We start from the raw sequence: 19465 nt of genomic DNA, 5'->3' as shown, positions 1-19465 counted from the left end.
CCCAATTATCTTACATTAATCAGCCAAACCAAACTCAGCTATAACCAATATAATGACTAATTGCTTTCAATAAGAGCCGCCAAAACTAATTCAACAAGTGACAGGGCTGCTTCAACTGACTTTGACTCTGCATAACAACGTAATTCAGGCGCATTACCTGAAGGACGTAAATGTATAACATCGCCATTTGACAGTGTCATTCTTAATCCGTCAGTAGTGTCAACTGATAACACCTCAAACTGACCAAGAGATAACTTTGCTAAAAAGGATTTAGGTGATGCAATCCCCTGCTCAATCAGCGCAAGGCTTCGCGTCCTTTCGAAATTTTGTATTCGGTCACTTGCTGTAAAAATACTAGGCAGTTGAGCAACTAATTGTGAGATAGGACAATTACGAGCCATAGCTAAAACAGCAAGGGCCGGAAGCAGTGCATCACGCGTAGGTAGTGCACTCAAGTTCACACCATTTACATCAATATCTGACCCTAGCAAAAAACCACCGTTTGCTTCGAAACCGGCTACACGAGAGAATTGAGTCAGTAATCTAGCAAAAGCTTCTATCACATAAGGAGAACCAATTTTAGTGCGAAAAACTTGCTTAAAAGAACCACAAGCTTCAACCGCAGAATTACAACTCACGGGAATAGCAAGCGCCTCGATCCCTAAAAACTGAGCAGCAAGTAAACATAAAATATCCCCACGAAGATAAGTACCAGTTTCATCAGATAACAAAGGTCGATCACCATCACCATCCGTAGAAAACACCGCATCGAGTTGATACTCTTTTTGCCAACACTGTGCCATTTCAATATCTTGCAAACTCACAGCTTCAGTATCTATCGGCACGAATTGCTCACTGCGGCCAAGGTTAACAACTTCTGCACCGAGCTGCTGAAATAGCTTAGCATAGAGGTCACGCCCTGCACTAGAATGCTCATAAATCCCGATACGTTTACCCGCTAATAAAGTAGGACTAAATAAATCAAGATAACGAGCGATGTAAGACGTTGCTGCAACATCAGCAACTGCGGGTAAATCACAAAGCTCAGCTTCAACAAGTTCAGCGTCGTCAACCAGAATAGCTAACTCATCAGCCTTTGTGATTTCACCATCTGGGCGATAAAACTTAAGCCCATTACGATCAAACGGTATATGGCTTCCAGTAACCATAATTGAAGGAATGCTTTGCTGCATTGCTGTATATGCTAATGCTGGCGTAGGCACAACGCCGAAGTAAATTGGCTTTAAACCAAGTTCAATCAACGAGCTAGCACAAGCCTGTGCCATTGCATAACTACTCGGGCGATTGTCTATCGCTATAGCAACAGCATTAAACACAAAATTCTGCTGCATCACGCCAACAAAGGCTTGCGTGAAAGCCATGCAAACCTGCGGCGTAAACTGAGTAACTAACCCTCTTGCACCGCTTGTTCCAAAGGCCACACCACTTTCCGATAAAACTGAACTAGTACTTGGCATAAACTACTTCCCTTCAACTCGTCCATATCTATCTTCAAAACGAACAATATCATCTTCACCAAGGTAAGAACCGGATTGAACTTCAATAAGCTCTAGATCAACTTTGCCTGGGTTTTCAAGTGCATGAATTACGCCTACAGGTATATAAGTTGATTGATTTTCTGTTAATAGAATATCATTATCACCGTTAGTCACCTTCGCCGTACCAGAAACCACAATCCAATGTTCTGCTCTATGATGGTGCATTTGAACAGAAAGCTTAGCCCCAGGTTTAACAGTAATACGCTTCACTTGAAAACGCTCGCCATTATCGATTGAATCATACTTACCCCAAGGGCGATAAACTTCGCGATGGAAAGTAACCTCGGTTCTATCTTCTAACTTAAGCTGGTTCACAATCTCTTTAACGTGCTGTGAATTGTCTTTATGTGCTACTAATACAGCATCTTTAGTATTAACAATCACAAGATCTTCAACGCCAACCGTTGCAACAAGCTTATCTTCGCAAAACACTAAAGTATTCTTGGTATTAACAGCTTTTACATCACCAGAAAAAACATTACCATTTTCATCCTTAGCTGAAACCTCCCATAAAGCGGCAAAACCACCTACGTCACTCCAACCAGCATCCATTGGTACAACTACAGCATCATTAGTGTGCTCCATTACTGCATAGTCAATTGACTCATCTGGACACGCTTCAAATGCGGTTTTATCAACTCGGATAAAGTCGAAATCATTATTTTGTACCTTCATGGCAGCGTCACAAGCAGCATAAATATCTGGTCTGAATGTTTTTAATTCAGTTAAGTAGCGACTTGCTTTAAATAGAAACATGCCGCTATTCCAGTAATAATCACCACTAGCAATATAATCTTTTGCTGTCGCTAAATCTGGCTTTTCCACAAAACTGTCAACAACAAAACCAGTTTGGAATTGTTGACCACGTTTTATATAGCCATAACCCGTTTCTGGTTTGTTACCAACAATGCCAAATGTCACTAACTTATTTTGTGCAGCTAATTCAGCAGCCTTTGAAACACTCTGCTGAAATGCATTTACGTCATCTATAACATGATCGGCTGCCAAAACCAGCAGCAATGGATCATGACCTTGCTCTATTGCTTTGAATGCTGCTAATGCAATTGCAGGAGCAGTATTCCGGCCTACTGGCTCTAAAAATATCCCGCTGTGTTTAGCCCCAATCTGCCTAATTTGCTCTGCTGCAATAAAGCGATGTTCTTCATTGCAAATAAGCATTACCGAGTCTGTTTTTAAACCATTTAGTCTACTAACTGTGTCTTGCAGCATAGTTTGAACACCAGAAAGGGACAAAAACTGTTTAGGATAATTCCCTCGAGAAAGTGGCCACAAACGAGTACCAGAACCACCGGCCATAATTACTGGTGTTATTTTATTCATAAACAATTCTCTTTACCCATTGACTTAAACTATATGATTTATATGTTTCATCTAACTCTATAAAAGGTTTATCTAAAAAATTAATCACATCATTAAAATTCATAGCGTTATGATAATAAAGTATATTATTTTCGTTATAAAAATCATAATCCATAACATTACGGTTTGTTGTAATTAACTTTTTACCTGCTGCAATTATTTCGAAAGTTCTTATTGTTAGCCCAACTTGTGATGGGTGGTTTATATCAATTACAGCCTTGGATTTTCTAATAGTATCTATCACATCCTGCCTAGACATTGGAGTTGAAGAAACATCAAAATAACTTAATCCAGTAAGTTCTTTACAAAAATATCGTTTGTATAAAAAAACCAACTTATTAGGTGTATAAAAAAAATTAAACACTTTATTAAAACCAGAAGTGATGTCCATTACCAGCTTATATCGTTCTGAATGAGCCGTTCCAATGAAAACCAACTCAAAATCATTATCTTTATTAGATCTTATCTCTTCATATTGCGGAATATAAAAAAGCGGTAGAAAATTAACTCCATAATCATTCGCATCAATTGGATCAAAAGTAAAAAAAGAATCAGAAACAGCAATGAGTTTACTCGCTTGTTTTTTGTTTTCAAAGGAGTCCCACATATAGACTACAATTTTTACATTTTTGTTCAGGAGTTTAACCTCTCTTAATAAATCAGGAGGAATCGATTCTGGATTTACCAGCACGATTAAATCCAAATCCTGGAGTGAAGAAAATATTATTTTCCTGAAATAATTATCAATATACCATCTAAATAACCAAGCTAAATTAAGCCTTAACAAAGCCTTACCAAAAAAAGATTTAAATGGACGTTCATCAAACAAAGAAACTTTAGGTCCAAGCAATTCCATTTCTTTTTTTATTGCAATATCATAACCAAAAAAAGAAGGGCAAAATAGTAGTATTTTTTTATTCATATTAAGTTCTTATTTTGAAACAGACACCCATTTTTGAAGTGCAAAATCAAAAAATTTAATTTTTTTAGCAGGATTACCTACTGCAATTGAAAAAGCTGGAATGTTTTTAGATACTACAGCATTAGCGCCTATTATTGCGCCTTGTCCAATAGTTACACCCGGTAACACTACAACACCTTCACCTAACCATACATTTTGTTCAATTACCACTGGGGTACCAATTAAAGGACGGTCTTTGCATATTGATAATGGATCCGAGTGTAAATCACCACCGTAACCACCATGATTAAGGTCGGTAATAAACACTCTACTGGCTATCAACACGTTATCGGCAATACTGACGCTTTTTAGCGCAGCTATGTGCACGGAATCATTCACTTGACAGTTGTCACCTATAGCTATATTGATTTCGCCATGTTGGCCATGGGCCTCGAAACGACAATAACGGCCAGAAGAGAACCCCCTGCCAATTTTAATATTTTTTTTACCGCGACAATCAAATGGACGACGTATAATCTTGGCATTTTTGAATAAAAAATAAGTTAATACCTTTTCATAAACTAATGAAAAAATACCCCAAATACCATAATGCTTAATTAAATTACCCAAAATATATCCCTTTATAAAACTAAAGCTTCTAGCTCTTGATAGACTGCTAATGTATCTTGGTAACATTTTTCCCATGAAAAATGACTCGCTTGTTTATAGCCCTTCTGGATAATATCAGAACGGGTGTTGTTATCACTCAAGATAGCAAAAGCATTATTAAAACTAGCCACATCCGCTTGCTGTGTAAGGATTGCTGCAGATCCTGCAACTTCAGGAATGGAAGATACATTGACCGCTATCACTGGACAACCAGCACGCATAGCTTCTATAACAGGTATACCAAAACCTTCATAGCTAGATGGATAAAATAAACAATGAGCACGATTGTAGACTTTATTTAATTCTTCATCAGTCAATCTACCTAACCACTTATATCGGCCAGGTATAGTTGACTCAAGCAATAGTACTTCTTCATCAGTAAGTTTGCCGCCACCAACAATCGATAACTTTAAATCAGTTTGATACTGTAATGTTTGTACTGCCAAAGTAAAGTTTTTATACCATCCACGGGCGCCTATAAATACAACCTCATTAGTTTTTTCAGATGTATTCAATGGATAGTAATCTGACGATACACCGTTATAGACCACCCTAATCTTATCTGGATCTATGGGACAAAACTTCATTAAGTCATCTGCCGTATTTTGAGATACACAAATAACTAAATGACTATTGCGAATCGCTCTAAATTTTTGCCAAGAATGCATCCATCTGGCAGGTCCTTTTCGATATAATTCATAAGTAAAGTCATGCACTGTGGTCACCGTTTTTACTTTTTGTTTGGCTAAACGGTAATGAGTAGAGTGAAAAACAGTATCTTTAGTGACTTGTTGCAGGTTTACGTCACGCCATCTTTCTTGCCACTTAGGTGCTTGAAAGTTTACTTGGGTGTTTTCGCCAAACAGTGGGATATGACCTAGCTCCTCTTTAAATCGAATATAGTTAAGATCGATTTTGTTGTTTTGCATAAAAGAAAGAATTTGCGCAAAGTAAACGGTACAACCACCGTTGTCTTGTAAGTTTTCGATAATACCATCAACAATCAGTTTCATTTTTTTCCAACTTAACTTTTGAAATTTGTACAGAGAAATAAAAAACACTAACTATAAATAGGTACATTAGAGGACTAAAATAGCCTACACCACGAATAAAAAACTCTAGAAAACTAGCTATAAAAATGGCATAAAAAAACATATCTACTTTAGAAAGAGAAACATTTCTGTTCCTTAGCATTAAAAAAAATTTTACATAAAAGAATAAATAAACACACAAGAACGCAATCCCAAACACACCAAACTCACCAACTAATTTAGGTGCTGTTGAACCGCCATCAAATTGATTAATACTGAAACCAAGCAATGCATAAAGCTTGTCCGACACAGAACCGTAAACAGTGGTAATACCAAACTGCTGAAAACCACCCCCAAGGTACGATTGAGTTGTTAATGTCTCTATCGCATTTTGCCAACCCTGAAATATTACCAGTACAGATAAGTTGTCGCTATCATCAGATAGAACCAGTCGGTCGGTAAAATAGCTTAGGTTTTCGATACCCAGCAAGGTGATTAGCGCACCAATAAATAATGTAAATAATAATGCTGCAAATATTAAGTTTTGCCGGGAAGAAATAGCAAAAGCTAATGCAACCCCAAAAAATAAGGTTAAATTTTGAATATGCCCAGCCCAACTTGCAACAACGAACAGAAGTAATATCGCTTTATTTCGAGAAAGAGTGAGGCAAAAAAATATTAAAAATGGAGTGACTACTAACGCAAAGTGTGACGGTTCAAGGAACAAAAATGTTGGTTTCGAAAGACCGGTACTAAAAAAATCTATTTTTGTTAAACTAATCAACCCATTTAACAACAACAAAACGCCACAAACATTAACAACATCAAAAAACAGTTTAGCATTTGAAATACTTTTTAAATATAAAGCAATTAAAAAAGCTGACAAAACCACAATAAACAAACAAACAAAACTAAAAAAAAATCTCTTGGCATCAACTTCAATTAACATTGGCAGTTGTTGATTTACTAGAAATAAGTGAAATACAATAAAGCAATAACATGACAGTATAGTAAATAAAACAAAAATAACACTTTGATCGAATTTTAGCGTTCTGTGTAGATAAAAATAAATGCTTAAGAAAAACGAAGTACACAATGAGGCAACTACTATCCCTAATGTGAAAGAAGATTGTCTTAACAAAATCATCGTTAAAGAAGGGAAAAATAATATCATTGATGCCGACAGAAACATCAATATTGCTTGCAGTGTATGACGACTACAGTTTAAAACCATCCGCTATCCCTTTTTTTATTGCCTGACTAATCTCACGGGGGGCTGATAAAAGTCTAATACAACGTGTAGTTAGAGTGTATAGTAAACTCACATATTTTCTTATGCCTCTAATGTTTTTGCGAATAAAGTAAATTCTATTTCGAGCTAGGTGATAGGCCCCAAAGTAGGATAAATCTCCACCGGTTGAGCTACCCACTTTATGGTAGATAACCACATTTGGCAGTAGTTCAACTTTGTATCCTGCTTGATTACATCGAAACAAAAAATCAGTGTCGTCGTAGTATGCAAAGTACTTTTCATCCATACGCCCTACTCTGCGGAGTAATGCAGCCGTAACCATTAAGAAACAGGTGGGTGCGTAGTCGAACGATGCGCGTTGTATGCTATTAGGAATGTATTCATCATCGATACTGTGATGAGGGGCAACAGCTTTAATTGTGTCGATGTATCCGCCAGCGTACCAGATTTTTTTTGCTGGATAGTTGAGAATAACTGGGCTACACATATTGAGTGCATCTGAGCTCATGCTGTTGACCAGAGTGGACAGCACATTTTCATCTTTAAAAATTAGGTCATTGTTAATAAACAATACCAGATCGCAGTTGTCATCTAATGCGGCATCTATACCCTGATTATTACCGGCTGCGACCCCCACGTTATCGCCTTTATTATCAATAAAGGTAACAGGGATTTGATAACGTTCAGCTAGTTCTCGCGATTTAGCTAACGGTTCAGGAATGGTACTATTGTCAATAATATATATCTGATAGTGTTTATAACTCTGGCAGGATAAGCTAACAAAAAAGTCATCTAATACGTCTGGTGAGTTAAATAAAACGGTGACTAGACCCAGTTTTTTATGTTGATTCATGGTTAACTTTTTTCCAAGACTGGCTTTCATGACAATAACGTTTGATGATTCTAGCTGGAGCACCTGCGACTACACAGTAATCTGGTACATCTTTTGTGACGACAGAGTTTGCACCGATGATACAATTTTTACCGATGTTAACGTTCGGGCTGATATGTGTCCCATAACCAATAAATGAGTCATCACCAATATAAACAGGATAAAAACCTTCTGAAATTCGGTTGCCAATTTTTTGATTATTTTTGATGTCCTCATAGGGGTGAATAACATCAACAATTGAACAACCGCCGGTAATTGTTACATTATTACCAATTTGTACCAAGCAACGGCCTACTATATGTACATTTTGTTCTATATTGACATTGTCGCCAATTTTAATAACAACTTGATTCTGAGGGTCGACAACTTCAATTCTTGCGCCATTTCGAATTAATACATTATTTCCTATAGAAATATGTTTGTAGTTCAATATTAATAAAGGTTTAATTATTCTACTTTTACGACCGAAATGAAACATAAATAAACGATAAAAGATTTGTGAAAAAAACAAATAAAATAAGCTATTAAACTTAACGATTAAATTCATTAGTACTGATCCATTTATTAAGATTAAGATCGTACTTTTTAATTAACTTGGCAGGATTACCAGCAATCATCGAGTACTCCGGAAAGGATTTTGTCACTACTGAGCCAGCACCAACAATGCACCAATTACCTAATCGAATGTTAGGCATAACTTTAACACCAAAACCAAGAAAGACATTTTCTCCGAGAATAATACTACCTTTGTCATAACTAGGCTGTAGCATTATAGGACCATTTATAGGTTCAATACCGTGAGAAAGTGTACTTAAATACACATAATCACTCAATACACTATTGTTACCAATTGTGATTTCTGAACCTGTATGTATATTTGCAAAACGCCCAACATAAACATTATCATGGATTTTTATTCTGGCGTTTTCGTTATTATTAAGAATAAAAGTAGCTGCATGATGAATAAATGCAGATTGATTAATTATGACTCTTTTATCTAAAAATTTATATTTTAACCTGTAGTATAAGCTTATCAATTTACCGAACATAAAATCACCTAAACTAAGTTAAAGACTTAGTATTATCTACAATTAATTTAACTTTGAAAACATTAATAATTATTAAATATATCGCTAATAGAGAAGCTACCAGTAAACTTATAGCAAAATACCCAATAAAATCCATTGAATTTAGTAAGAAAACAGATAGCACTGTTACTGAAGGTATAATTATGAAGGATAAAAATATAATTAAAGTACTTTGAGCTAAAATATTTTCTTTCGAGTACTTTATTGCATATACCAACATAATAACCAATGCAGATAGTATTGTTGAATAAGCAATACCGACAGCCCCAAATTCTTTTACGAATAGAATTGATAGTAAAAAATTCAACACGCCTTCAAAAACAGGGAAGTGAGCAATTTTTAATTGCTGAGCATTAGCAACTAATTTCATACCGTAAGGTGCAACCACCATTCGAATGGCAAATGCGACTAGTAAATAATTGAAGTATTGATTAGCTAGTTCACCATTACTGCTGCCAACCCAAAGCTGAAGTATTGGCAAAGAAATATAATTGGAAATGTTAACGCCCAGAAATATCGTCAATGAAAATATCATTGATAACGCTGTTACAAGTTCATCAACGCCTTTTTTATTATCCGCCTCATTCAACTTTACTATTGGTTGAATAATCGGGTTTACAATCGCACCTAACAGGCCAACGATTGCATTCACCATGGTCATAGCTAATACAAAATAGGGTAGATTTTCAAAGTCATAAATGGAAACAACAAAAATGCCGATCCCTGATATCAGGAACTGTGCAACATTCCAAATCGTTAACCCACCAAAGAACTTAATAAGCTCGTCGATTTTACCTTGCAAGCCAAATGAAAAATGATGTTTTTCAAAAGCACGAAATTGTTTGTACATAAACAAATATGAAAGCACATTAATCACAAAGTAACCGGACGCAATAGCAACTAAACCATAGTCGGCTAAAAATACTACTGCGATACCAATGAACACTCGGGATATAAGATTAATATTTGCCGTGATATGGTTTTTTTCTATGCCAATGAAGTAACCAATGAAGACTGTAGAAAAGACACCTAGCAGAAATGAACCAAAAACAAATAAGAAAGAAACCTTCGACTCAAATAGTATATCATTTGGTATATTTGTAAAAATAGATTCGAAGTTAGCTATAAAGGCAGTTAATACTAATATGAAAAATAAAAAAATACCCAGAATGATATTAAAGTAGTTATTAATAACCTTACTAAGTCCCAACTCATCATTATTAAACTTAAATTGGGAGGTAAAACGACCTATTGTTATTTGTCCTGCTACACCAAAAATGCTAACAGCAATACCAGCCTGGAGGCATATGGACCAAACAGAAAACTCCTCTAAGCTCAGTGTATTTATCAAAAATGGCGATATTACTATGCCTAAAATAACATTTGAAAAACCATTGATAATGTTAGCTAATGAGTTTTTTATTAAACGATTAAATCCGCTCATTAATTGGTACTTAACACTTTTTTAAACTCGGTAATCATTTCTTTTAAATCAACTAACACATTATTAGGCGTAAAGTTTGTAATCAATTGATTTATTTTGGTTATGTCTGTTGTTGGAAAAGACTCATTAGGAAAGTCAATTTCATGCCAGATAATCTCGCATTGTGTATGCTCTTGTAACACATCAGCAATTTGTTTTGCCGTTATGTTATAACCTGCTGCTACATTAATGGTTTGATTATGGCATTGTACATTTGATGCTATCAAGATACAGCTAGAGGCAACATCTTTTACTGACACGTAATCTTTAGCGTAATCCTTAGCTATATACATATCGACTTTGCCGTGGTTAATCGCATTACGGGTAATTGCAGGAAGAAACAAAGGGCTATTTAGCGCAACACCATACACATTACTAGGCCTAACGATACAAACATTACGGCCACTTTTTAAGCATAGTTCTTCAGCTACAAGCTTAGTTAAATTAAATAGACGCCGGTTATCATCAACACATACCGTTAAGTTTGCTTGTTCATTAGCTGATGCTTGATTCATGTATACTCGAGTTGAAGATACATAGAGTAAACGTTCAAACTTTGCATGTTGGAGTAATTGAGCGAGTAAACTGACATTGGCTTCTAATACAGAGAAAGGCGTATTTTTACAGTCGCCATTTCCGGCACAATATATAACGATGCCTAGTTCACGCTCTAACAGACTAGTGTCGTCTCTTGCTGGAACAAAAGTACTATGGCCTTGCGCTTGAAGTTGACTGACGATTTCTGAACCGATGAAACCACGGCCGCCAAAAACAGTATAAAGTGCCATTTATTGTCCCCACCCGTTAATGAGCTTATCTTTAATCGCGTCTAATGTAGGTTGAATCATGTCTTTATCAGATAATAGTGGATTGCTTAATGGCCATTGGATTTGCAAGCTTGGATCATTCCACAATAAGCCACTTTCGTCCGACGGATCATAGTAGTCAGTACATTTATATTGAAAATCTGCAAAATCACTGAGTACGCAAAAACCATGCGCAAAACCTGGCGGCACGTAAAATTGTAACTTATTTTGGCCAGTTAAAATTATCGCTTCATGTTGTCCAAATGTTTCAGAGCCCGGACGCAAATCAACTGCAACATCAAAAACCTCGCCATCGGTAACTGTAACTAATTTACCCTGAGGTTTTGTTTTTTGAAAATGCAAACCTCTAAGCACACCTTGGCTTGAACGAGAACGGTTATCTTGTACAAAGTCAGCATCTATTCCTGCTGCTTTATAACGTTCAGCTTGAAATGTTTCATAAAAGAAGCCCCTATCATCACCAAACACTTTAGGCTCTATAATTAATAGGTCTTTAATTTTTGTTTTAATAACTTTCATCGTATTTTCTTTTATTTGGTAATATTTAAAAGATACTGACCATATCCAGTTTTTGATAAAGTTTTCGCAATGTCGCGTACTTGCTGCTTTGTTAACCAGCCCTGTAACAAAGCTATTTCTTCTAAACAAGCAATTTTGAAACCTTGTCTTTTTTCTACCGTCTGAACAAATTGTGATGCTTCTAACAATGAGTCATGAGTACCAGTGTCTAACCATGCAAAACCACGTCCTAATTGCTCAACATTTAGGTTACCTTGATCTAAGTACGCTTGGTTAACACAAGTAATTTCAAGTTCACCACGTACAGATGGTTTAACATTTTTAGCAATATTAACAACAGAATTATCGTAAAAGTAAAGTCCTGTAACAGCCCAGTTTGATTTAGGTGTTGTTGGCTTTTCTTCTATTGATAATGCTTTAAAGTTTTCATCAAACTCTACGACGCCAAAACGTTCTGGATCCATGACTTGGTAACCAAATACCGTTGCTCCAGATAGGTTTTGAACAGCATGCTTTAATTGTTTACCAAATGCTTGGCCAAAGAAAATGTTGTCGCCCAATGCTAAACATACATCGTCTGAACCAATGAATGATTCACCGATAATAAATGCTTGCGCCAAACCATCTGGTGATGGTTGAACTTCATAAGTAAGACTAATACCAAACTGACTTCCATCACCTAATAAGCGTATAAATCCCTCTTGCTCTTCTGGTGTGGTGATAATTAATATCTCATTGATTCCCGCTAACATTAATACCGATAATGGGTAATAAATCATTGGTTTATCGTAAATAGGTAATAATTGTTTTGAAACACCTTTTGTGATCGGATGTAATCTGGTGCCAGAACCGCCAGCTAAAATAATGCCTTTCATATATAAATAAGTTCCTAGGTTAATAGGTCCTGGGTTCTAGGTTCTAGGTTCTAGAAGATAAAACTAGGACTTTAAAACAATGTATGAGATGGCTAAATGCCTAAACGTTCGCGTTGGTAACTACCGTCTTGTACATGCTGACACCAGGTTTGGTTAGCTAAATACCATTCTATCGTTTTACGCAGGCCTGTTTCGAATGTTTCTTGTGGTTGCCAGTTAAGCTTTTGGCTCATTTTACTTGCGTCAATGGCATAACGGCGGTCGTGGCCTGGACGATCTGTTACATAAGTAATTTGATCTGCATAAGGCGTGGTTTTAGGCACCAATGAGTCTAAGATACTGCAAATGGTTTGTACCACTTCTAGGTTCTGTTTTTCGTTATGGCCACCAATATTGTAGGTTTCGCCAATTTTGCCCTCGGTAACGACTTTGTATAACGCTCGAGCATGATCTTCAACATACAGCCAGTCGCGGATCTGGTCGCCTTTACCGTAAATCGGTAATGGCTTACCTTCAAGCGCATTGAGTATTACCAATGGGATCAATTTTTCAGGAAAGTGATATGGGCCATAGTTATTCGAACAATTAGTGACAATAGCTGGTAAACCATAGGTACGTAGCCATGCACGAACTAAATGATCACTTGAAGCTTTAGAAGCAGAATAAGGGCTGCTCGGCGCATAGGCAGTCGTTTCGGTAAACAGCGGCAAGTGCTTGTTACTTGTTAATGGTGAATCGTGATTAGCGTCCACCATGATTTCGTCTGGGTGAGGTAAATCGCCATATACTTCATCGGTAGAGATATGGTGGAAACGGAATGCAGCTTTACGCTCAGCATCAAGCTCGTTCCAATATTGGCGAGCGGCTTCAAGTAAAGTGTAAGTCCCCACTATATTGGTTTGGATAAAATCAGCCGGGCCAGTAATAGAACGGTCAACATGGGATTCTGCCGCCAAATGCATAACGGCATCAGGTTGATGCTTAGCAAATACTCTATCTAACTCAGCTCGGTCACAAATATCGACTTGCTCAAATGCATAACGCTCACTTGCCGCCACGCTTACAAGTGATTCTAAATTGCCTGCATAAGTCAGTTTATCAAGGTTAATTACGCTATCTTGAGTATTGCTGATAATATGACGAACCACTGCAGAGCCAATAAAACCGGCGCCACCTGTAACTAGAATTTTCATTATTTACTACCAATAATTGTTGTATTTAACCATTTAGAAGGTCAATGAAGGGAAACAAACACAGAAAATATAACTTTTCCATCTCAGCCTTTCAAACCAACCTGAGACACTTTTTATCCATTTTGAGACAACTTTATCTTCGCCATCCCACGTAAATCCTAGGTTTTACTGTTTTTCTTCAAACTGTCCCAATAGGCCCATTTTTTTAATCTCTAGTTTTGATCTTTTCTCATAAAATGCCTTACCAGCACTAACATCACCCCCAACATACCGCCGAGCATGGTGCCTAAAACGCATATTAATGCGCGTTTAGGTTTGGCCTTTTCCTCAGGCGCTAATGCGGGATCGATAGTTTTAAATACGTATTCATCACGCACTTCGGCAAACATGATGGTTTTTGCTTGCTCTTCAACCAACTTATAAAGAATTGTCTTAATATCGGCGACATTGGTTAGGGCGATTTGCTTATTTAAAAAATCGCTACTGCGATTAGCTTCTGCTACATCACGCTCCTTCATCACCTTATTAATATCTTGAATCAACCAATTGACCCATTGCTCGGCAACCGTTGGGGATAAATGCTCTACTGAAATAGTCACCATGCCAGATTCTTTATCTTTATTAACTGCGATGATTTTACTAAATACTTTATAGGCCTCTTGCATTGACGGTTCAGGCTTAAATGGAGGTTCGACATCGCGCACCCAAGTATTGGTTTGCTCGTTATATAGCTCAGGGTCGTAGATAATTTTATCCGTATCCTGAACCCATTTTTTTGCGGCCATTAAATCAGCAAGTATGTTGTGCTTTTGAATAAACTCACTGGTAAATTGGCGGGATTTTAATACTTCAATCGCAAGCTGGGTTTTATCAGTACCACCTTTACCGCCGAGGTTAACCCCAGCAAGGCTCGCTAAACCACCAAACTGCGACGCCAAGGCACTTAAGCCACCGCCCTGTTCCTCTGATGCTGGCGCAAGGAGGGCTTCGGATTTATAAATATTGGGCTGTAAAATAGCAAAGGCGACAGAGGCAATGGCAAAAACAGCGGTTATGGCAATAATGAGCCATTTGCCTTGCCAGATGACGGCAAAAAGCTCACGAAGATCGATTTCGTCGTCTTGCGCTTGAGGAAATCTGGCGTCGGATTGGTATGTGTTTGGATTTTGAGTAATTTGTGTATTCATTTTTTAGGTTCTAGGCCCTAGGTGCTAGGCCCTAGGAAAGCTTAAAGATATTTAAAGAAGGTACTAGGTGCTAGGTACTAGATTCTAGGTTTTAAATCCTAGGTTCTAGGGCCTAGAGCGAGCTTGCGAGCGTTCTAGCAGCAGCGTTTTTCGCTGCGTCCTAGAGGGCGTAGGCAGCCCTAGTTTCTACGTACTTTTATAATCTGCGTACTCTTCTCGGACACTGCCTTTTCGTATTTTTATCAAAGAAGCAATCATTGCTGAAATTTCTTTTGCCTCTTTGATAAGAGTCATTCCGTTTTGTTTGTCTATTACGCCAATTTCTATCGCAATATATATCTGAGTTATCAGCTCCCCTGATGAGCCTTTTGCAAAATAAAGAAATCTTGCAGATTCAGCAGTTGATTCACGCTCTTCCCCCTCAGCAATATTTGAGGGAATAGAAACTGCCGCTCTGGTCATCTGATCTCTGAGCCCATAATCTCTGCAATTCTTAAGTTCCTTGTAGACATCACATGAAAGGCGGCAAGCTCGTTTCCAAACATCCAGTTGTTCGAATCGCATGAGAGCTCCTTAATTAGAGAAGGTTCTAGGGCCTAGAGGCCATAGGCCGTCCTAGATTCTAGAGCCACGCAGTGGCGTCCTAGAGCAGCGCTTTTTGCTGCGTCCTAGCAGTTGCGAAGCAACGCCCTAGATTCTTGCCACACCGTGGCGTTATATCCCCGATATTGCGGATACTGCAACGGCGGTGTTGTAGATAATGCTCGTTACTTGAGTCCATAGCGTGAGGTTATCTTTGTATTCGGTATCTAATGGTACAACTATGGTGTCACCAGGTTCCATTGAGCTACCGCCAGTAAACCACAATGAAGATTCAGGCATTTGTACCGAGCCATCAGCTTTTAATATATAAGTGCGTGATTCGTCAGCGCGTTTACGTGCCCCACCGGATAACGCTAAATACTGTTCGTAGGTTAGACCAGTTTTAAAGCGATGAGTGCTTGGGTGTTGCACTTGGCCCATAACAGAAACCGTCTGGTTAGCAGGTGGAATGTAGAGTGCATCTGCATCTTCTAGCATTAAATCGGCACTTTCGATACCTAATTCAATCGCATTGATATCGACAACTAAACGACCAACCGTTTTAACGTTTTCCAACTGATTTAACATCATTTGTGCATCGTTATAACCAACGGTAGGCGTGTCTTTGGTTAAGGCTTTTGCTGCAATCTCACGGCGCAACTCATCGGCAAGCTTAGCAAGCTCTTGCTGTTCTTTCTCTTGAATAGATTTGCGTAAAAAGACTGCACTGCGGGGTGCAGCATCACTCGTCATCCCCCCTGCACGAGCAAGCACTTGTTTTAAGGTTTCGCCGCGCTGGATACTGTAAGTACCGGGGAATTTGACTTCACCTTTAATGGTGACCCAGCGAGTTTCTTGCCAGTCTGGCAACGTACGTACGGTTAAGATGTCACGGCTTTGCAGTTTGATATTGGCCGCCGGATCATTTTGCATAACGCGGTCTAAACTAAGCTGCACATGTTCTACTTTAACCCCATTTTGCTCAGACACTTGTTGGCGAGTCAGCTCTGCAGATAGTGTATATGCGCCTTCTTCTAGCCCGCCTGCAGCTATAAGTAAATCTTTAACATCGGCATTAACCGTTATTGGATACTGGCCAGGAAAACGCACATTACCATTGATATTAACTAGCTTCGCTGCATCGCCAAAACGGCTTTGCTCTTTTAACTTTTTAATAATGGGCTTAAGCAGCTCCTCACGATCTGCATAGTCAAATACGATGACTGAATCACGTGGCTTTAGCTCAAGATTATAATGTGATTTTGGTTCACCAATTGCGCGACCGAGGTTAATACGCTCGACTTCGATATCGCCACGTTGGTTGACTTCTCTAACCAACAAGCTGTAATCCAAGTCTGCCGAGATGGTTAAATCGCCCCAAATAGAAGGCAATAAATCGGCAACGGTTAGACCATTTGTCCATTGATATTTACCAGGGCGGATTACTGCTCCTGAGACCGTAATAGCATTATCAATACGGCTTGAAGCTGAGCGCACATTTAGCAAGTCGCCATTTTTAGCTAACGTACTTAAGCCTGAATTTTCGGTTAAATCTACGCTTACCACGGTTTTTACCGCTTCACGACTATAACGTTCTATGGTACTGGCTTTAGGATAAGCGCCAGGGTTTAAGCCACTGGCCATATTAATCACATCGGCCATGGTTTCGTTATTTTTAAGCTCGTAAATGGCAGGGCGACGCACTTCGCCAATGACACTCACAGTGCCCCCTGTAGATGGAACAAAGACCACATCACCGGATTGTAATCGCATATCACCCGAAGCATCGCCACGAAGCAATAAATCATACAAGTCTAAACGGCCAATAGTTTTACCAGAGCGCTTTAATTGAATATCACGCAAGCTACCAATTTCGTTCACGCCACCCGAGATAAACAAGGCTTGGGTAATAGTGGATAAACTCGATACAGTATAGGAGCCTGGCTTGTAAGCGTCACCGGCAACAAAAATCCGGATTGAACGTAACTCACCCATAGTGATATTAGACTCAATACCTATCATGCTTTGGCTGATCTTTTGCTGTAATAACTCGCGAGTTTCAGCAAAGGTTAAGCCTACTAGTGAGATAGGCCCCAGGTTAGGGAATTGCACTGCACCATCACGGCCCACGGTTAACGTGAACTGATTATTTTCTTTACCAAAAAACTGCACATTTAAGGTATCACCGGGGCCCATCATGTATTCAGCAGGCACTGGTACATCAGAAACGGGAGCAAACGTACTTGGAGAACCAGCAAATAAGTCATAGCCAAAACGTTTTAGCTGATCTTCTTTTTTGCTTTCAATCGCTTCAACCTTAGCTTCCGTTTTGGTTGCCTGGTTAAGTTTATCGTCTTCAGATTGATCGATGACGTTGTTACCTGTTTCCGTTCGTGGCGTAACTACAGGTGGGTTTTCAACAACAGTAGCAGTAGATGAGGCCCCCGTGATCATTGACGGATCAATACCGTATTGGCGAGCTAAACGTTCTTGCTCTGACTTAGGTAGTTGTTTGAATTGCTCTATCATCTGCGGAGAGGGCGTAATAGCTTGCGCCTGTGTGCCCATCAATATCGTGGCAGTGATGCCAACTAATATTGCGGTTTTGGGAACCGCTTTGATGTATTTTTTGAATTGTTGTAACACCAGATATCTCCGATTGGGTAAAGATGATGGAAAACATTAAAAACTTTAAAAGCTGATCGGGCTTTGCCCTGCGAGAAGATTGTACTTCTAAGGTCTAGGCTCTAAAGCTAACTTGCGAGCTTTGCAGAGCGGCGCTTTGGATTGTGCCCTAGAGGCCGAAGACCATCCAAACAACTGCGCATGGATATCGTTCATCGAAACCTGACACGCTATCGACCCCTTTGGCATCCGCTAAGCGAATAAAACCATTCATTCGATGTCATTCGGACACGCTACCGCCCATAGATTGCGGCCTCTATATTGCCCTTCGCATTGCGAAAAATTAGATTTTTTAATAGGTTAAAGCTATGTCTCAAGGTATATCGAACTTTATCACTTACCCATGTTGAGACTTAAGATTTAAGTACCAGGTTCATGCTTTCGGTCTTCGAATAACAGAGAAATAATGCCTGTTAGAAACCTAAGGTCAGAACTTGCTACAGCATAAAATCAAATAAAACGTTTATTGTAAAAACTAAGTTCTAGCGGCTTAAGCAGTGGCAGATTGTACTGCTAAACCACTACGCAGTTTGTTTAATTAATGGCTACCACACCTTGCTTGGTTGCTTTTTATGCACTTTTTCTTTTAACAAACAACGTAAATTCAAAAATAGCCAGCAAAATATTGATTAAAAACAAAATTTTTATTTCAATCTTAATCTTGTTTAAATTTTATAAACTCAACTTATAGCAAATTTCTTACACGTCTCTAGGTTAAAATCCTAAACCAGCAAAGTGAAATAGTTAATAAATCACACGCGCTCAACAGATTGCATTGGAACTGTTAAGGTTTTGATTTGCCCCATGATATTAAATAAAACTTGGCAACGTTTGTTTGGGCATCTTTCTTGAAAAATGCCTTCTAAATCAATAAATGGCCCATCTTTAAAGCGAATTTTTTCCCCGGTTTTTAGTTCTAGTTCGTGGTCTAAAACCGCTTGGGAAGGCGTTAATTCTTTCATGCGAATGGCGTGAATAATACGATCGTCAATAGGCGTCATTTTTTCTTGGCAGTTGACGATACGGCTCACTCCACGAGTAGAGTTGACCTGCTTAACACTGGTTTGGCTTGGGTCGAAATTGATGAACAGATAATTTGGGAATAGAGGTACGCGACAGATCCGCTTCTGCCCGCGTTGAGATTTTTCTTCAGAAACCATCGGTAAGTATGTCTCTAAATTTTGAAGCGCTAAGTTCTGTTGTGCCCTCGCTTCACTTCGAGGTTTACAATACAAAAGGTACCATGCCTTCATCTACTAATCTCACTACCCTATGTTAAGTGACGTCCATTCACGGCTCGCAATCATAGCAAAGTTGTGAATAGAGATGGAAGCAGTTTTTT

General features: G+C 38.5%; 18 protein-coding genes. All 18 read right to left on the bottom strand.

Annotated features, from left to right (window positions below; genetic code table 11):
* Window positions 1–56 precede the first annotated feature (56 nt).
* The 18 genes from N5E87_RS06885 to rfaH all read right to left on the bottom strand — a co-directional run bounded on the left by N5E87_RS06885 (window position 57) and on the right by rfaH (window position 19376).
* A complete protein-coding gene (locus tag N5E87_RS06885; RefSeq protein ID WP_279775208.1) occupies window positions 57–1478 on the bottom strand; it encodes a phosphomannomutase in 1422 nt (473 codons plus the stop codon).
* A 3-nt stretch (window positions 1479–1481) separates the two neighbouring features.
* Window positions 1482–2900: a mannose-1-phosphate guanylyltransferase/mannose-6-phosphate isomerase gene (locus N5E87_RS06880; RefSeq protein WP_279775207.1), complete on the bottom strand. Its 1419-nt coding sequence runs from the start codon at window positions 2898–2900 to the stop codon at window positions 1482–1484.
* Window positions 2893–3861, bottom strand: coding sequence for a hypothetical protein (locus tag N5E87_RS06875; protein WP_279775206.1), 969 nt, complete (start codon window positions 3859–3861; stop codon window positions 2893–2895). Before N5E87_RS06875 ends, N5E87_RS06880 begins: the two co-directional genes overlap by 8 nt.
* Window positions 3862–3870: 9 nt before the next feature.
* The gene (locus N5E87_RS06870) at window positions 3871–4470 is read right to left on the bottom strand and encodes a DapH/DapD/GlmU-related protein (RefSeq protein ID WP_279775205.1); all 600 of its coding nucleotides are present in this window, start codon (window positions 4468–4470) and stop codon (window positions 3871–3873) included.
* An 11-nt stretch (window positions 4471–4481) separates the two neighbouring features.
* Complete coding sequence (locus N5E87_RS06865) at window positions 4482–5522, bottom strand: glycosyltransferase family 1 protein (protein ID WP_279775204.1); 1041 nt, start codon at window positions 5520–5522, stop codon at window positions 4482–4484.
* On the bottom strand, window positions 5506–6489 hold the full coding sequence (locus N5E87_RS06860) for a hypothetical protein (RefSeq protein ID WP_279775203.1): 984 nt from the start codon (window positions 6487–6489) through the stop codon (window positions 5506–5508). The genes N5E87_RS06865 and N5E87_RS06860 overlap by 17 nt, the downstream gene beginning before the upstream one ends.
* Before the next feature lie 268 nt (window positions 6490–6757).
* Window positions 6758–7675, bottom strand: coding sequence for a glycosyltransferase family 2 protein (locus tag N5E87_RS06855; RefSeq protein ID WP_279775202.1), 918 nt, complete (start codon window positions 7673–7675; stop codon window positions 6758–6760).
* Window positions 7632–8231, bottom strand: coding sequence for a DapH/DapD/GlmU-related protein (locus N5E87_RS06850; protein WP_279775201.1), 600 nt, complete (start codon window positions 8229–8231; stop codon window positions 7632–7634). The genes N5E87_RS06855 and N5E87_RS06850 overlap by 44 nt, the downstream gene beginning before the upstream one ends.
* On the bottom strand, window positions 8215–8733 hold the full coding sequence (locus tag N5E87_RS06845) for an acyltransferase (protein ID WP_279775200.1): 519 nt from the start codon (window positions 8731–8733) through the stop codon (window positions 8215–8217). Before N5E87_RS06845 ends, N5E87_RS06850 begins: the two co-directional genes overlap by 17 nt.
* Window positions 8734–8746: 13 nt before the next feature.
* Window positions 8747–10216 (bottom strand): flippase, encoded by a 1470-nt coding sequence (locus tag N5E87_RS06840; protein WP_279775199.1) that lies wholly within the window; start codon window positions 10214–10216, stop codon window positions 8747–8749.
* A complete protein-coding gene (locus tag N5E87_RS06835) occupies window positions 10216–11043 on the bottom strand; it encodes an SDR family oxidoreductase (protein ID WP_279775198.1) in 828 nt (275 codons plus the stop codon). Before N5E87_RS06835 ends, N5E87_RS06840 begins: the two co-directional genes overlap by 1 nt.
* The gene (gene rfbC / locus N5E87_RS06830; protein WP_279775197.1) at window positions 11044–11601 is read right to left on the bottom strand and encodes a dTDP-4-dehydrorhamnose 3,5-epimerase; all 558 of its coding nucleotides are present in this window, start codon (window positions 11599–11601) and stop codon (window positions 11044–11046) included.
* A gap of 11 nt (window positions 11602–11612) precedes the next feature.
* Window positions 11613–12476, bottom strand: a complete 864-nt coding sequence (rfbA, locus tag N5E87_RS06825; RefSeq protein ID WP_279775196.1) for a glucose-1-phosphate thymidylyltransferase RfbA — start codon at window positions 12474–12476, stop codon at window positions 11613–11615.
* Between the two features lie 92 nt (window positions 12477–12568).
* Window positions 12569–13669: a dTDP-glucose 4,6-dehydratase gene (gene rfbB / locus N5E87_RS06820; protein WP_279775195.1), complete on the bottom strand. Its 1101-nt coding sequence runs from the start codon at window positions 13667–13669 to the stop codon at window positions 12569–12571.
* A 212-nt stretch (window positions 13670–13881) separates the two neighbouring features.
* Complete coding sequence (locus N5E87_RS06815) at window positions 13882–14856, bottom strand: Wzz/FepE/Etk N-terminal domain-containing protein (protein WP_249554536.1); 975 nt, start codon at window positions 14854–14856, stop codon at window positions 13882–13884.
* Between the two features lie 186 nt (window positions 14857–15042).
* Entirely contained in the window at window positions 15043–15420 is a 378-nt protein-coding gene (locus N5E87_RS06810; protein WP_069453219.1) for a four helix bundle protein, read from the bottom strand.
* A gap of 150 nt (window positions 15421–15570) precedes the next feature.
* Window positions 15571–18084: an SLBB domain-containing protein gene (locus N5E87_RS06805; protein WP_279775194.1), complete on the bottom strand. Its 2514-nt coding sequence runs from the start codon at window positions 18082–18084 to the stop codon at window positions 15571–15573.
* Between the two features lie 791 nt (window positions 18085–18875).
* Complete coding sequence (gene rfaH / locus N5E87_RS06800) at window positions 18876–19376, bottom strand: transcription/translation regulatory transformer protein RfaH (RefSeq protein ID WP_279775193.1); 501 nt, start codon at window positions 19374–19376, stop codon at window positions 18876–18878.
* Window positions 19377–19465: the final 89 nt, after the last annotated feature.

The organism is Shewanella sp. GD03713, assembly GCF_029843705.1.
Classification (GTDB): Bacteria; Pseudomonadota; Gammaproteobacteria; order Enterobacterales; family Shewanellaceae; genus Shewanella.
Note: the sequence above shows the minus strand (reverse complement) of the source record. Positions and strands in the feature narration are given on the sequence as shown.

Bases quoted from the DNA above. Each gene is read 5' to 3' on its own strand.
- N5E87_RS06885 (WP_279775208.1), bottom strand. From the start codon at position 1,478: ATGCCAAGTACTAGTTCAGTTTTATCGGAAAGTGGTGTGGCCTTTGGA.
- N5E87_RS06880 (WP_279775207.1), bottom strand. From the start codon at position 2,900: ATGAATAAAATAACACCAGTAATTATGGCCGGTGGTTCTGGTACTCGT.
- N5E87_RS06875 (WP_279775206.1), bottom strand. From the start codon at position 3,861: ATGAATAAAAAAATACTACTATTTTGCCCTTCTTTTTTTGGTTATGAT.
- N5E87_RS06865 (WP_279775204.1), bottom strand. From the start codon at position 5,522: ATGAAACTGATTGTTGATGGTATTATCGAAAACTTACAAGACAACGGT.
- N5E87_RS06860 (WP_279775203.1), bottom strand. From the start codon at position 6,489: ATGTTAATTGAAGTTGATGCCAAGAGATTTTTTTTTAGTTTTGTTTGT.
- N5E87_RS06855 (WP_279775202.1), bottom strand. From the start codon at position 7,675: ATGAAAGCCAGTCTTGGAAAAAAGTTAACCATGAATCAACATAAAAAA.
- N5E87_RS06850 (WP_279775201.1), bottom strand. From the start codon at position 8,231: ATGAATTTAATCGTTAAGTTTAATAGCTTATTTTATTTGTTTTTTTCA.
- N5E87_RS06845 (WP_279775200.1), bottom strand. From the start codon at position 8,733: ATGTTCGGTAAATTGATAAGCTTATACTACAGGTTAAAATATAAATTT.
- N5E87_RS06840 (WP_279775199.1), bottom strand. From the start codon at position 10,216: ATGAGCGGATTTAATCGTTTAATAAAAAACTCATTAGCTAACATTATC.
- N5E87_RS06835 (WP_279775198.1), bottom strand. From the start codon at position 11,043: ATGGCACTTTATACTGTTTTTGGCGGCCGTGGTTTCATCGGTTCAGAA.
- rfbC (WP_279775197.1), bottom strand. From the start codon at position 11,601: ATGAAAGTTATTAAAACAAAAATTAAAGACCTATTAATTATAGAGCCT.
- rfbA (WP_279775196.1), bottom strand. From the start codon at position 12,476: ATGAAAGGCATTATTTTAGCTGGCGGTTCTGGCACCAGATTACATCCG.
- rfbB (WP_279775195.1), bottom strand. From the start codon at position 13,669: ATGAAAATTCTAGTTACAGGTGGCGCCGGTTTTATTGGCTCTGCAGTG.
- N5E87_RS06815 (WP_249554536.1), bottom strand. From the start codon at position 14,856: ATGAATACACAAATTACTCAAAATCCAAACACATACCAATCCGACGCC.
- N5E87_RS06810 (WP_069453219.1), bottom strand. From the start codon at position 15,420: ATGCGATTCGAACAACTGGATGTTTGGAAACGAGCTTGCCGCCTTTCA.
- rfaH (WP_279775193.1), bottom strand. From the start codon at position 19,376: ATGAAGGCATGGTACCTTTTGTATTGTAAACCTCGAAGTGAAGCGAGG.